At 52.1% G+C, this 12870-nt stretch carries 11 protein-coding genes; 4 read left to right on the top strand and 7 right to left on the bottom strand.

What is annotated here, in order from left to right; all coding sequences use genetic code 11:
• Positions 1–13 precede the first annotated feature (13 nt).
• From NDI52_RS02645 to NDI52_RS02635, 3 genes are all read left to right on the top strand, one after another.
• A complete protein-coding gene (locus NDI52_RS02645) occupies positions 14–1327 on the top strand; it encodes a branched-chain amino acid ABC transporter permease (protein WP_190775216.1) in 1314 nt (437 codons plus the stop codon).
• Between the two features lie 43 nt (positions 1328–1370).
• Positions 1371–2135, top strand: coding sequence for an ATP-binding cassette domain-containing protein (locus NDI52_RS02640; RefSeq protein WP_190775247.1), 765 nt, complete (start codon positions 1371–1373; stop codon positions 2133–2135).
• A gap of 457 nt (positions 2136–2592) precedes the next feature.
• A complete protein-coding gene (locus tag NDI52_RS02635) occupies positions 2593–4125 on the top strand; it encodes a serine/threonine-protein kinase (RefSeq protein WP_190775217.1) in 1533 nt (510 codons plus the stop codon).
• A gap of 79 nt (positions 4126–4204) precedes the next feature.
• Here the strand turns inward: NDI52_RS02635 and NDI52_RS02630 are convergent, their stop codons facing one another.
• The 5 genes from NDI52_RS02630 to NDI52_RS02610 form a co-directional block, all read right to left on the bottom strand.
• Positions 4205–5071, bottom strand: a complete 867-nt coding sequence (locus tag NDI52_RS02630) for a universal stress protein (RefSeq protein WP_190775218.1) — start codon at positions 5069–5071, stop codon at positions 4205–4207.
• A 572-nt stretch (positions 5072–5643) separates the two neighbouring features.
• The gene (locus NDI52_RS02625; protein WP_190775219.1) at positions 5644–5838 is read right to left on the bottom strand and encodes an NblA/ycf18 family protein; all 195 of its coding nucleotides are present in this window, start codon (positions 5836–5838) and stop codon (positions 5644–5646) included.
• A gap of 772 nt (positions 5839–6610) precedes the next feature.
• A complete protein-coding gene (locus tag NDI52_RS02620; RefSeq protein ID WP_190775220.1) occupies positions 6611–7375 on the bottom strand; it encodes a protein phosphatase 2C domain-containing protein in 765 nt (254 codons plus the stop codon).
• A 105-nt stretch (positions 7376–7480) separates the two neighbouring features.
• Complete coding sequence (locus NDI52_RS02615) at positions 7481–9163, bottom strand: AarF/ABC1/UbiB kinase family protein (RefSeq protein WP_190775248.1); 1683 nt, start codon at positions 9161–9163, stop codon at positions 7481–7483.
• 291 nt (positions 9164–9454) lie between these two features.
• Positions 9455–9787, bottom strand: coding sequence for a DUF6825 family protein (locus NDI52_RS02610; protein ID WP_190775221.1), 333 nt, complete (start codon positions 9785–9787; stop codon positions 9455–9457).
• A gap of 175 nt (positions 9788–9962) precedes the next feature.
• Between NDI52_RS02610 and NDI52_RS02605 the strand changes: the two genes are divergently transcribed.
• Positions 9963–11111 carry a DUF58 domain-containing protein gene (locus NDI52_RS02605; protein ID WP_190775222.1) on the top strand — a complete coding sequence of 383 codons (1149 nt, stop codon included), beginning with the start codon at positions 9963–9965 and terminating at the stop codon, positions 11109–11111.
• 115 nt (positions 11112–11226) lie between these two features.
• Here the strand turns inward: NDI52_RS02605 and NDI52_RS02600 are convergent, their stop codons facing one another.
• Both NDI52_RS02600 and NDI52_RS02595 read right to left on the bottom strand, forming a co-directional pair.
• A complete protein-coding gene (locus NDI52_RS02600; RefSeq protein ID WP_190772423.1) occupies positions 11227–12204 on the bottom strand; it encodes a fatty acid desaturase in 978 nt (325 codons plus the stop codon).
• 292 nt (positions 12205–12496) lie between these two features.
• Positions 12497–12844: a hypothetical protein gene (locus NDI52_RS02595; RefSeq protein ID WP_190772422.1), complete on the bottom strand. Its 348-nt coding sequence runs from the start codon at positions 12842–12844 to the stop codon at positions 12497–12499.
• Positions 12845–12870: the final 26 nt, after the last annotated feature.

The following is a 12870-nucleotide window of genomic DNA, read 5'->3' as shown; positions in this document are numbered from 1 at the left end:
CTCTTCTCCAGCAATGGAAAACTTCATCGTTTCGCTGGTCATTTTTACCACCATCTTCAGCATTTTTGCCCTGGGTCTCAATTTGCAATGGGGCTTCACAGGGCTAATTAACTTTGGCCATGTGGCCTTCATGACGATTGGTGCCTACACCACGGTCTTGCTCAGCATGGCAGGAGTGCCCCTGATCCTGGCAGTTGTGCTGGGGGCGATCGCCGCCTCTCTCCTCGGTCTGCTCATTGGTTTTTCTACCCTGCGCCTGCGCGAAGACTATCTCGCCATCGTCACCATCGGCGTCTCGGAGGTCATCCGTCTGATTGCCGTCAATGAAGACTGGCTCACGAAAGGCACCTTTGGGATCCAACGTTTCCCGCTGCCCCTGGCCACCCTCAACCTCAGCCTACCCTTGCGAATTGTCATGATGGCCATTCTCACAGTCGTTGTGGGACTGGCGTACTGGCAGGTGTTCAAATGGTTACAGCAGGTCCGGAAGCACGTCCCCTTCCAGGAGTTGTGGAACGGTGGCCGTGTTGCCCTGGGTTATGTGCTGTCCCTTGTCCTGCTGCTATTTGGCATCGGGGTCATTGCTCGCTATCTCAATCAATCGGATGCCGTAGCGCCCTGGCTGTTAGGGGTGCTGTTGCTCAGCTCGCTAGCCGGAACTGTATGGCTCTATGTGACGCTCGGAGAACGAGCGGCCAAGCGTGTGGCCGGATGGTCAGCCGGGTTAGGCGTTGTGATGGCCCTTATTGGTAGCGTGATTGGGATATGGGTCTTTGGATACGGCCTGACAGCTCTGTACCACTACCAGGACAACCCCAGCAAGAATGGATTGATGCTGCTATGTGTAGTGCTGCTGGCCCTGGTGTACTGGGGGTTGGAACGGTTAGTGCGATCGCCCTGGGGACGGGTGATCAAAGCCATTCGCGAAGACGAAGAAGTAGCCCGAGCCCTTGGCAAAAATGTCTTCGGCTATAAACTGCAATCCTTGATGCTGGGAGGATTTTTGGCAGGCTTGGCCGGAGCGCTCTATAGCTGGCAACTAACTACCGTTTATCCCGATAATTTCCGGCCGTTGGTGACGTTCAACGCCTGGACTATGGTGGTATTGGGGGGTGCCGGAAGCAATTTAGGTACGGTGCTGGGAGCTACGATCTTCTGGGCCTATGACACCATTACTCGCTTTGTCTTGAAGGATATTATTCCTCTCGAAGACGCCCGTTTGGGAGCATTCCGCGTCATGGTCATTGGCTTCATTCTGATTGTTCTGATGATGTGGCGGCCTCAAGGCATGCTGGGCAAAAAGGAGGAATTGACCCTTGGTCGATAGGTTTACCGAGACAGGGGCAAATGCCCCATTACCTTCACAGGCCATTACCGCCCCACCCCTGTTAAATGCGCAGGAACTATCCAAAAGCTTTGGTGGAGTACGAGCGGTAGATCGAGTGAACCTCGCTGTACAGCCAGGCAGCATTACCGGGCTGATTGGTCCCAATGGAGCCGGAAAGACGACACTCTTCAACCTGCTCGCCAATTCCCTACGCCCCGATTCTGGTGCTGTGATTTTTGACGGAGCACCCGTTCACACCCTGCCATCCTATGAGGTAGCACGACAGGGGCTCGTGCGAACGTTCCAGGTCGCCCGAGTGCTCTCGCGACTGTCAGTGCTCGACAATATGCTGCTAGCCACACAAAAACAAACGGGCGAAATTCTGTGGAATGTATGGTTACGCCCCGGTCAAATTGCCCAGGAGGAGAAGCAACAGCGCGATCGCGCCTGGGAACTACTCGAATCCGTGGGTTTGGCCGCGAAAGCGCACGACTATGCTGGCTCTCTTTCTGGCGGCCAGCGCAAGCTGCTGGAACTGGCTCGCGCACTCATGACGCGCCCCAAGCTCATCCTGCTCGATGAGCCCGCCGCCGGGGTTAACCCCACGCTGATTAACCAGATCTCTGATCATATTCGCGCCTGGAATCAGCAAGGCATGACCTTCCTGATCATCGAACACAATATGGATATGATTATGAGCCTTTGCGATCGCATCTGGGTGATGGCAGAAGGCCGCAATTTAGCTCACGGGACGCCTACAGACATTCAACGCAATAGCCAAGTGTTAGAGGCGTATTTAGGGCAGTGAGAGACAAGGGGTGCAAGCGATACTCGCGCACCCCTCGCCTGAAAAAATCTTCCCTACTTTGGTGCTCTCCCTCAGAATTCGGGAATGTTGACATTAGACTTTGTGTTCCAGGGATGACAACTCCTGCGCGCGATTGCCTATGAAATACGAGGTGGGCAGGAAAGCGGATTCGTGATTAAGATAACTTTATGACTTTCGGCAGTAATCCACAGGAACTCTGGCACCTTCTATGGGTTTCCTTTGGTTTTTTGTCGTCATTTGTATGGTCATCTGACGAAAAGGGGTAGTAAGTCAACAAGTTAGTCCAACTACCACATTGGGATAACGAAATAAGTCCCGGCTTTTGTGTGTTCAGATCTCAGTGTTTCATTCACAACACATTATGTAAGTTGACAGCCAGGAGACTGAGTTTTCTCACGTTCTCTGAGCCTGTGCCGCTGGAGTAATACCTATGGGGATGGCAGACCCAAACCTTGGCCGCATCTTAAATAACCGATATCAACTGGTGGAGCTGCTAGGTCAGGGTTCCATGGGGCGGGTTTATTCAGCTCGGGATACGCTCCTTGGAGGCGTGCCTGTAGCCGTAAAGTTCCTTTCCCAAACCATGTTGAACCAGAAGATGCGCGATCGCTTTGAGCGAGAAGCTACAACCTGCGCGCTTCTCGGCCAACGCAGCATCCACATTATTCGCGTCTCCGACTACGGCATTGATGAAGATGGTATTCCGTTCTATGTCATGGAGTACCTGAAAGGCCGCAGCCTGAGCGAAATTATTATGCAGCAGCCCCTGCGGTTGCCCCGGTTCCTTAGCATTAGCCGACAAATTTGCCTGGGGTTACAAACGGCTCACCAGGGTATCCCAATTGATGGCAAGCTCTGTCCTATCGTGCACCGTGACATTAAACCCAGCAACATTCTAGTTACACAGGATGACAGCTTAGGGGAACTCACGAAAGTATTGGACTTTGGTATCGCTAAAACTCTGCAGGCGGATTCCAATCAGACCAATTGCTTTATGGGCACCCTGGCCTATTCCTCCCCGGAGCAGATGGAAGGCCAGGAGCTAGATAGCCGCTCTGACATCTACAGCATGGGCGTGATGATGTATCAGATGTTGACGGGCAGGATGCCTATCAACGCCGATACACACACCTTTGGTAGCTGGTATCGGGCACACCATCAACACCCCCCCCGTGCCTTTACAGAGGCAAATTCCAACGCTCGGGTACCGAAGGCGCTGGAAAACCTGATCATGAGCTGCCTGGCGAAAAAACCGAGCGATCGCCCTCAAAATGCAGTCGAAATCATTCACGCCCTCGAACCTCTGGAACAACGGTTTGGGAGTGGTCGTGAGATCGGCAAGCGGATTGAAGCCGTTTTATCCAAGGTACCCATTGCCGAAAAACCATCCTCTTCCAAGGTGCTATCACCTGATGAGGTTTGCCGGCTGACGTCTTGGCCGAAGGATAAGCCTTTAGGGGACATCACATTCCCTCAGCCCATCCCCACCAGCGAGGAACCCTTGCCCGCTCTATGGGTCATGTTTCCCCAGGACGAAATCGATCGCCGTCGTGTCTGTACCCGCTATAACCAGTTTCTATTTGCTCCTCAGCCTCATCCAACGCTGTTGTGGCTGACCGTTCTCTACACACCTCAGCATGGCCCTCGTTGGCTCCCCAGTTACTTAGACCTCAAAAGCAACTTTGGTCAAAAAATGGCTCGCCTCCTGGGGGATGCTGGCAACTATCGGATTCTTTTTTTTGCAAAAGAAGCACCGCAGAATTGTGCAAATGTGCTTACGTCTACCATCGACTCAGCCCAGTGCCAATTGCTTAATAATTGGGTCACGATGGCTCAGATGGCTCCTCAAACCCACACCTTTACTCCCGCCAAGCTGCAACTGAAGCAAGCCCTAGAGGACTTAAAACCCAAGATTCTGATGAAATTAGAATCCCTTTACGACAGCCACTCCCCCGATCTTTCGGGTTGACGGCATCGTACAGTCGCGACAGAAGTCGCAGAGACTCTGCTGGCTCTGCAAGCCGTCAAAAGCAATTCCAATCCAAGCTTCACCGGATGGGGAAGTAAATGATGGGATGCCAGCTTTTCCGTAGGAGTTCTCCCGTCAAGCTAGGAACTGACAGCTCAATCAGCTTGCCCACATTCCGGGAACCGCTGACGATCGCTGTTATATCGCGCTCGACTGCTAAATCCAAAATTTCAGTCACAGCATTACCGAGACACACTTCGGTTTCTACCCTTAAGCCAGGGTCCAGGCTCGTCTTTACCGACGCCAAGACCTTTTCAGCATTGTTAATGGCATTTTTCCGCAAATCGGCGTTACGGCTCACTTCATCAACAATCCAGGCTAATAGGCAGCATTCTAAAGCTGTTTGTTTACCCGATGTTTTCTCGCGAATCCGTTGCAGGGTGTACTGTGCAGACTCGCTATTGTCGTAAGGTAGCAGGAAGTAGCGGAATAGATGGCGACAGCGTAGGTCCAGTTCCTCCTCGGTGTAAGTTGAGATGAGCTGTGGGCGCAGAATCATGCAAGGTATTGCTACGCGCTGACACAGGTTAATAGTCGTGCTGCCAAAGAGTTTTTCGTTGAGTAGACTACGGCCTGCCGTACCTAAGATCAGGAGTTCTGGATTGTGGGTACGAATCGCATTCAGAATGTGTTCGGGAGGATTACCTGAACGAACATCAACCTTCACCTCCAGACCCGAGGGGATGTTCTGCAGAGCCGGGGAGAGGCGATCGCGCGCCTGCTTCTCCTTCTCCTCGTTGGGGCGAGGCACAGCACCATCAGCTAGAGGAGCCGTATGTAGAAAGACAATTTTTTTCAGACCACTAGCCGCCAAACTTGGCACAAAGCGCACAAAACGATGCAGGCCATCGGTGAAATCAGTGCAAATCAAAGCGCTCTGAAACATAGGAGGCTGTCACCCAGAATGGTTACATGTTCCCAACCCTATCACCCCAATGGGCTTGGTGTTCCATCCTTCTGGACAGTTTTTATAAAAAGCAGCTTTTGCGCACAGTTTCCCTGTTCAGAATATGCAGCATCCTATACAAGGTCTGTACGAGGTTCTGTTACCCGCCTGAAAATCCGATGAAACGCATTGCAAAACAAGCCTTGCGCTGTGCGCATAGTTCGCAATAGCAAAACATGTTTCGTTGGGGTCTACGATACCCACACCGAAAGCCTATTCATCGTCTTAAAACCTGATAAAAGGCATTGCATTAAAGCGACGGAAGTCCGTTTGGCCTGCAATGACAAATAGTGAGTAATGATTGGCAGCGAATCTTATACCCTGGCGGGAAACACTTGAAAAGAAAGCACAGAGAGATTCAACTTAACAAGAGAGCACGATCAGCAAACAAATGAGAAATGCCTGATCGGAATTGAAGCCTTAGAGTTGGAATCGAGTGACGCCCCAGCATCCCCTGCTTATTTCCCGATGGAACCGAGCAAGAGAGGGAGGTCGCCGCTGCGACACCTTCATTACAGATTGGGGCTAGAATCAATTCCCCATTGATGCTTTAGGAAGTGGCGATACATGGTTTCCCGCATCATCATTTGTTCATAGAGCTTAATCAGGAAATCCTGAGCCTGTTCGTGGCTCATGCGTGCAACCTGAGTTTCGAAGGAACGCAGGCTGAACTGCTGTTCTAGAGTCAATTGAATGGTGTCGTCCATAGTAGTTCTCCTTGTGGAATCAGGGGGTGGTAGTCAAACCCATTAGAGTCACCGGGGTTGGAGAGAATGACAGACCGCCATGCTGCCTACCGGGGTAGCCTCTTGATGAGATTGCTTTTAGGATGCCCATTTCTGTCATCCAATCTCACCCAGATGTTAAAAACTCTAACAATGATTTGACAAAGTTACCATCACCCGAATTGGGTACTTGATCAGGATGCTAAGGGTATATCAAGTTAAAAACTGTAAAACCGTTCGCCTCGAACATTCACCCAGCCCATCAGCTGGGATCAAATAGGTATAAAAGCTTATTCCTGCCCCATTCCATCAAGGATTCAAGCGGCATTGAGGGATTATCTTGATCGTTAGAAAAGTTTACAAATACTTTGAAGACTTGAAGAATTGAATTGGCTTTGATGGGTGATCGCCGCTCACCGCCCATCGTGGGGTCTATGGCTGAGGGTAGGTATAAGCGTAAATGGCTTCTCAGCAGGTGTGTAATATAAATTTGAGATAGGACGAAGTATAAAAATTAAGCTCTTCTCCACACTAAAACTTCCTTGAGTGGGGAAGTTGGAAGCAATGCCTTCACGATGGCCCTTAGCGGGCTAGTGAGGGCTATATCCTCACTAGCCCGCTAAGGGCCATGGGAGAGCTACAGCACGTTATTTGGCTAAAGTGGCTAACTACCCCTAAAACTAGGTGGAATGTGGTGTAGAGGGCGTTACGTGACCTCTACACCACACTTTATAGGATGAGTTTGAACAACCCCTTACTCAGCTTGCAAGGCTGTCATTTCTTCAGAAGCACTGACAGACTCAATAGTGATCACCACAACCGTGATGTTGTCTCGCCCGCCCTTATCCTTAGCGGCGTTAACCAGAGCGCTAACCAGCTTCTCGCAGGAGCGGATGGACTTAAGGTGAAATGCAATGAGGTGGTCAGAGAGTTCTTCGGTGAGGCCATCGCTGCATAGGAGAAGGCGATCGCTCGGTCTGGCCTCCACCATGGCGACATCGACATGACGCAGGTCTTCCCGCCCCAAACACTTCGACAGAATATGCCGCCAGGGATGGACACGGGCCTGGTCTGAGGAAAGCTCGCCCATCTTCATGGCGCGGGCGACCCAGGTGTGATCCTCGGTGATCTGATCCAGTTGGGCACCTCGCAGCCGATAAAGGCGGGAATCGCCCACATGGGCGCACCAGGTCTGCCCTTGCCGAAAGATAACCACCACAGCAGTCGTTCCCATATCCGACCGTTCAGGATGGCGGGATTGGTCACTGAGAATGGCTCGGTTAGCCCGCATGAATGCCATCTCCAACAGGCGACGCGAATCATCGGGCGAGAACCATTTTTCATCCAGATGTTGCTGAATGGCTTCCGTCGCAATTCGGCTGGCTTCCTGGCCGCCGGCATGGCCTCCCATGCCATCTGCCACGATGAAAAATCGACCCGATGGGTCTATGTAAAAAGCGTCCTGATTAACGGTACGGAGGAGTCCCGGATCAGTGAGACCCGAGAAAAGGCACTTCATAGGGCAGTTCGTCTCGGACAAGGATACATAATAGTCACAACGGTAAGCGTAATCGCAGCAACAGGATTTTATTCAATTTAATGCAAATCTTTAAAGCATTGGTCTTTAAAGCATACGATCAAGCCGATCTATCCGTTGCAGCAGTCGGATAAAGGCAAACGCAGCGATCGCCCCCGGCACTATCGCGATACCCGCCAACCAGGCAAATCCGTTTACCAACAACACTACCGCCGATATAGTAAAGGTGCCCATCAGGAGGACGTAATTCGTCCCCATGTTGACATTGCTTACCCGACGGAGAATGCGATCGGTCTCCTGAGAGCGCACTCGCACTCGCAGATCACCCCGCTCCAGCTTCTCAATAGTGTCTTCAATGCGCCGAGGCAAACTTAGGGCCGAGCTACTAACCTGGGCGGCATGTCGGCCGAGTTCTTCCAGTAACCCACCATCCGAATGGCTGCCATTGGTCATAATTTGCATCGCAAAAGGCTTTGCGACCTCCATAAAGTTAAATTCTGGGTCAAGTCCTTTGCCAACGCCTTCCAGGGTTGAGAAAGCCCGCATCACAAAGGTGAAGGTAGCCGGGAAGCGGAAGGGCTGGTCGTAGGCAATGTCGTACAGGTCGTCGCTAATCTGAGCGACAGACTGCGCCTCAAAAGGCTTATCCATGAAGTGGTCGAGCATGTATTGAATGGAGCGACGCACTGGCCCCATATCCTCGACTTCTGCCAAAGCTCCTAATTCCACCAGCGAGGTTACTACCTGATCAGCATTTTTCTGAGCAATACCAAAGAAGGTGTTGAGCAGACGCTCTCGCGTCACGGCCTGCACCCGCCCCATCATGCCAAAGTCGTAAAAGATGAGCGCACCATCTGGACTTACAGCAATGTTACCGGGGTGAGGATCAGCATGGAAGAAGCCGTCATTGAGCAATTGCTGGAGGTAAGCTCGTGCTCCCAACTGAGCCAGAGTCTTGCGGTCTAACCCAGCCGCTTCAATAGCATCGTAGTGACTAATTTTGATGCCAGGCATGTACTCCAGGGTCAGCACTCGGGGCGAACTGTAGCGCCAGTAAACCCGAGGCACCTTCACCCACGATTCATTACGGAAATTGCGCCGGAAGGTATCTGCGTTGCGCCCTTCATTGAGATACTCAATTTCTTCCCAAAGGATGCGACAACATTCGCCATAGATACCCATCCAATCGCGTCCTCGGCCCCAGTCTGGATGGTTCTGGAAGTAGCGGGCAATCCCCTTGAGGATCTCCAGGTCAATTTCAAATAGCTTCCGCAGACCAGGACGTTGGACTTTTACGACAACTTCTTCACCCGAATGCAATTGCGCCCGGTGAACCTGACCCAGACTTGCGGCGGCTAGCGGGATCGGGTCGAAGCTGCGGTAGAGCTCCGGGATTGTTTTGTTTAAGTCTTGCTGAATGATTTGCTCCGCTTGCTCATAGGCAAAGGCCGGAACCTTATCTTGCAGCTTCGACAGCTCCTCAACATACTCAGCAGGAAACAGGTCAGCCCGAGTGGAGAAGAGTTGACCCAGTTTGATGAAGGTCGGCCCCAAATCAAGGAATGTTTCCCGAATCCAGATAGCCATTCGACGGCGGCGACGGGCTTTTGCCTCATCCGTCATACCACCCGAATAAGTCCAGGCTTTGCCGTAGGACCATTGAGCCGCTAGAAGCTTGAGCGCAAATGACCAGATGTCAACAAAACGCCGCTTCTTGGAGTAGCGTTCCCGGCTCCATCGGTAAGACTTGCCTTTACCACCAGCGTACATACGCGTAGCCTTGGTAGGGTCGAGATAAGAGGGATCAGACGTCGCCTCTAGCACAACCGCATCCAAAACCGGCGCTTCCGCTTGAGGGTCAGTCAGCGGCAGGTCTTCACCGGAATCAGGGTGGCTGCTGGAATTATGGGGATCAGATAGGGCAGACACGCAGTTCTTTGCTCAGCACTACTCAACAACAAACAAGGAGATGAAACGAACGTCAACTACAATCCGGAGGATGTAAATGAGAACGAGTAACTTGATTCGCCCTATGGTCATAAAATGACCGTGATTTCCAGTTTAAAGGGTGCGGTTACGGTAGCGCTGCAACTCAGTGCGTAACTCGGCAATCTCAGCCCGAAGTTCATCGATCATGGTCTGCAAATCGGATGAGGCTCCACCGGAAGAAGTAGATGTTGCAGTAGAGGCAGGTCGTCCTTGCATAGCAGCTTCTTCATCTTGCCGGGCTTTTTCAAGCACCTGCTCTGTAAACTGCCGCAGCCGCTCCCGTTGTTCTGCATCAAATTTGCCCAGATCGCTGAGGACATCGCTCAGTGTAGATTCAGCCTGCTGGGCGATAGATTCTGCCAGGGCACGACCAATAAAAAATGCATGAACGAGAGGGTTGTCCATAAAAATAACAAAGAGTTTATGTGATGGCATCAGCCCAAATTATAGCTTGCCTCCCAAAGGCATAGGGCTCAGACTTCGTATGAGTCGATCGCAAATTCTCCTCTACCTTGTCCTGGGCGAATGGGTGCCCGCCTTGCTTGAATGAAGCTATACCTCATCCCGAAGTCTGAACCCTATGCCAGCTTTTTTTGTTCGCTTTCAAACCTGGCTTGAGTACCGTTGGGTTGCACCCGCCTACAGTGGATGGGTCATGCTAAGTCTGGCAATTTTCTTCTTTGTGGCCGCAACCAATACCATGGCTGGCTGGCTCTATGCGATTAGCGGAGTCATGCTGGCCCTGCTGACTGTTGGAGTGACCCAGCCGGGGCGATCGCTGCGATCGCTCCACATCACCCGCATTCCCAACGACCCCATCAGTGTCGGCGATACCCTCACCCTAGAATTGGAAATTCACAATCCCCGCCCCCGTCCCCAACTTTTGCTTCAGGTGCAGGATTTGCGGCCTCGAGGGTTGGGAGGAACCCATGAAGCCGCCATTGAACGCATCCCGGCTCGGGGAGCTTACCACTGGCGACAATCTCACGTCGCGCAGCAGCGTGGTCTGTATCACTGGCAGGGAGTGGTGTTGCGGACGGCGGCTCCCCTGGGATTGTTCTGGAGCCGACGACAGGAACAGGTTCGGGCTTCTGTAGTGGTGTACCCAACCGTACTACCGCTGAGCCGTTGCCCCCTTGTAGATGAGTTGGGCCGCGAAGCCAGCGCGACGGTTCAAAGCCCTATTCAGGCTCAGGGAGCATCAGAGGGTGTTACCCGCACGTTACGGCCTTACCGTTGGGGTGACTCAACCCGGCTCATTCACTGGCGCACCAGTGCGCGTTATGGAGAGCTTCGGGTGCGGGAACTGGAGCTATTTACGGGTGGACAAGAAGTGGTCTTGGGGCTGGATAGTGCGATCGCCTGGGATGCTGAAGCCTTTGAGCAAGCAGTCATTGCGGCGGCTTCCCTCTACTTCTATGGGTTGCGACAGAAGTTGCCGGTTAGCATCTGGACAGCCGAGAGTGGAGTCGTGCGAGGCGATCGCCCCGTATTAGAAACTTTAGCCGCTGTAATGCCAGGGCAAAATCCTCGTAGCCCTTTGCTTCCGGGAGTGCCAATTATCTGGATGACGCAGAAAAGCGATCGCCTCAGCAATCTCCCAACGGGTAGCCGCTGGTTACTTTGGCCCCAGAACGGCCAGACTGCGTTACCTAACCAGACAGCCCATGGGCGAATTATTGTGCCGGATGAACCTTTAACAACCCAATTACAAGCTTCTTTAAACTAAGGAGATTTCCAGTAATGAAATTACCCCCAGAATGTTGGTGCTTTGCCCGCGAAGCGGGCAAAGCACCAACATTCTGGGTAAATTTTTATGCAGAAACCTCCTAAAACATGGCCGTCTATATCAATTGAATTTGGGAACTGAAGTGTAGTGTCTCGCGCAGATATCCCCGATCGCGCACCAGGAGGGGCCGTTGGTGGCGCTCCAGCACAGCTTGGGTTCGGCGGAACGCTTCGGGCAAGTGATTGAAAGGAATGCCAGGAAATGCGTGGTGTATCGCATGATCAGGCAAGCCACCCATCAACCAGTTAACAAAACTGGAGGTTGTGAGGTTACGGCAGGCATAGAGTTGGGTCATTTGATGGTTCTTCTCGGTTTTCCAGAGGGCGTAATGTTCCAAATGATCCCGAGCCTGTTGGACGGCTCCGATAATGCGTTCAAGTACCAGCCAGAACAGCAGGTAATCAATAAAGCGACCTTGCAAGATGGCGACGATCGCAAACCCACTCTGCATAGCCAGTATTCCTACTCCATCCAGGAGTAGCGATCGCCCCAGATCTGGCACCTGCCTCCGCAGCCTGAGTCCCTGGTAGACAGTTTTAGCAATGAGCCCCAGTCCCCCCAGGACAAAGAGATCCATGCTCCACTGGTGCCGCACATACCATTGCTGCCAGGGTTGGGCCTGCCGGTATTCGGCAACTGTCCACTGAACCCGTTCGGGATCCCGCAAATCAATCCCATTCCAGGCATGATGCAACCGATGGAGCCGAGCATAGGTGCCATAGGGCCACAACATGGGGTAAGCCACCAGACGTGGCATCCAGGTGTCAAACCAACGCCAGCCCGTTAAGGTCTGATGAGTTGTGTCATGGGTACAGACGAGCCAGAAGGCGTAGAGCAGCCCGGCGATCGCGCTAAACCCTATAAATCCTACGAGCGTAGAGCTTGACCAGGCCAGAACCACAAAACTCAAAAAAAGTGTTCCAATGCTCACAAAGCGCCACAGGCCTACCCAGGGATTGACCTGTTCGAGATCTGTGACCGCTGCGCGCAGATCCTGGCTCAATGCATAGGAGGGTGCAGCACTCGTTTTCATGCGTTATCTCTCCGGCGTGCATACACCGCTATCCTCTCAACTGATGCGATGTTGTCAAGAGAGATTGCTATATTTCAGTAATTCTTATTGTATTTTTACCTGCCCAACAAAATTCTCGCTCAGCACGAGAACGGCCACGTTCTTGATGGGGAAAGTATGTTCTCTTTTGCTCGCACTCAGCGACGACAAAAAGGGGACAGGCTTTGTAACGGAAACAGGGAACTGTTTTAAAGGTTGTTTCTCGTACACTTTGCACAAAAAACAGCCCTTCTAGCAAGCTTTAAAGCGCACCCTACATCGCCTTATAGAGATGCCGCATACCATATAAACCGTTCAACTCCGGCGTTTGATAAGTTGTCTCGACAACGGGGCGGGATGGACGAGCGCGCCGCTTACGATATCTTCGCTTCCGCATGGAAATGGGAGCCGCAACTTTTTGCTGTTCAAGGAGGTTGATTGCATCATCTCGGCGCGCCTGCTCAGATTCAGTTAATTGCTTCGTTGATTGGACCATTAAAGAAGCAAGATCCAATGCATTTGAATCAGCAACCCCTACCTGCTTTAGCTGGAAAGAATAGTGGTTTGCGAGCTCTTCTACCGAAATAACCAATTGATTTGGGTTTTCTCGAGTGACCATCATCTCTCTTTTCCTATCCTTGGTTCTCT

It is taken from the genome of Leptolyngbya sp. PL-A3 (assembly GCF_039962325.1).
Taxonomy (GTDB): domain Bacteria; phylum Cyanobacteriota; class Cyanobacteriia; order Elainellales; family Elainellaceae; genus Vacuolonema.
The sequence above is the reverse complement of the archived record's forward strand: the minus strand, read 5'-3'. Positions and strand labels throughout refer to the sequence as shown.

Bases quoted from the DNA above. Each gene is read 5' to 3' on its own strand.
- NDI52_RS02645 (WP_190775216.1), top strand. From the start codon at position 14: ATGGAAAACTTCATCGTTTCGCTGGTCATTTTTACCACCATCTTCAGC.
- NDI52_RS02635 (WP_190775217.1), top strand. From the start codon at position 2,593: ATGGCAGACCCAAACCTTGGCCGCATCTTAAATAACCGATATCAACTG.
- NDI52_RS02630 (WP_190775218.1), bottom strand. From the start codon at position 5,071: ATGTTTCAGAGCGCTTTGATTTGCACTGATTTCACCGATGGCCTGCAT.
- NDI52_RS02625 (WP_190775219.1), bottom strand. From the start codon at position 5,838: ATGGACGACACCATTCAATTGACTCTAGAACAGCAGTTCAGCCTGCGT.
- NDI52_RS02620 (WP_190775220.1), bottom strand. From the start codon at position 7,375: ATGAAGTGCCTTTTCTCGGGTCTCACTGATCCGGGACTCCTCCGTACC.
- NDI52_RS02615 (WP_190775248.1), bottom strand. From the start codon at position 9,163: ATGTACGCTGGTGGTAAAGGCAAGTCTTACCGATGGAGCCGGGAACGC.
- NDI52_RS02610 (WP_190775221.1), bottom strand. From the start codon at position 9,787: ATGGACAACCCTCTCGTTCATGCATTTTTTATTGGTCGTGCCCTGGCA.
- NDI52_RS02605 (WP_190775222.1), top strand. From the start codon at position 9,963: ATGCCAGCTTTTTTTGTTCGCTTTCAAACCTGGCTTGAGTACCGTTGG.
- NDI52_RS02600 (WP_190772423.1), bottom strand. From the start codon at position 12,204: ATGAAAACGAGTGCTGCACCCTCCTATGCATTGAGCCAGGATCTGCGC.
- NDI52_RS02595 (WP_190772422.1), bottom strand. From the start codon at position 12,844: ATGATGGTCACTCGAGAAAACCCAAATCAATTGGTTATTTCGGTAGAA.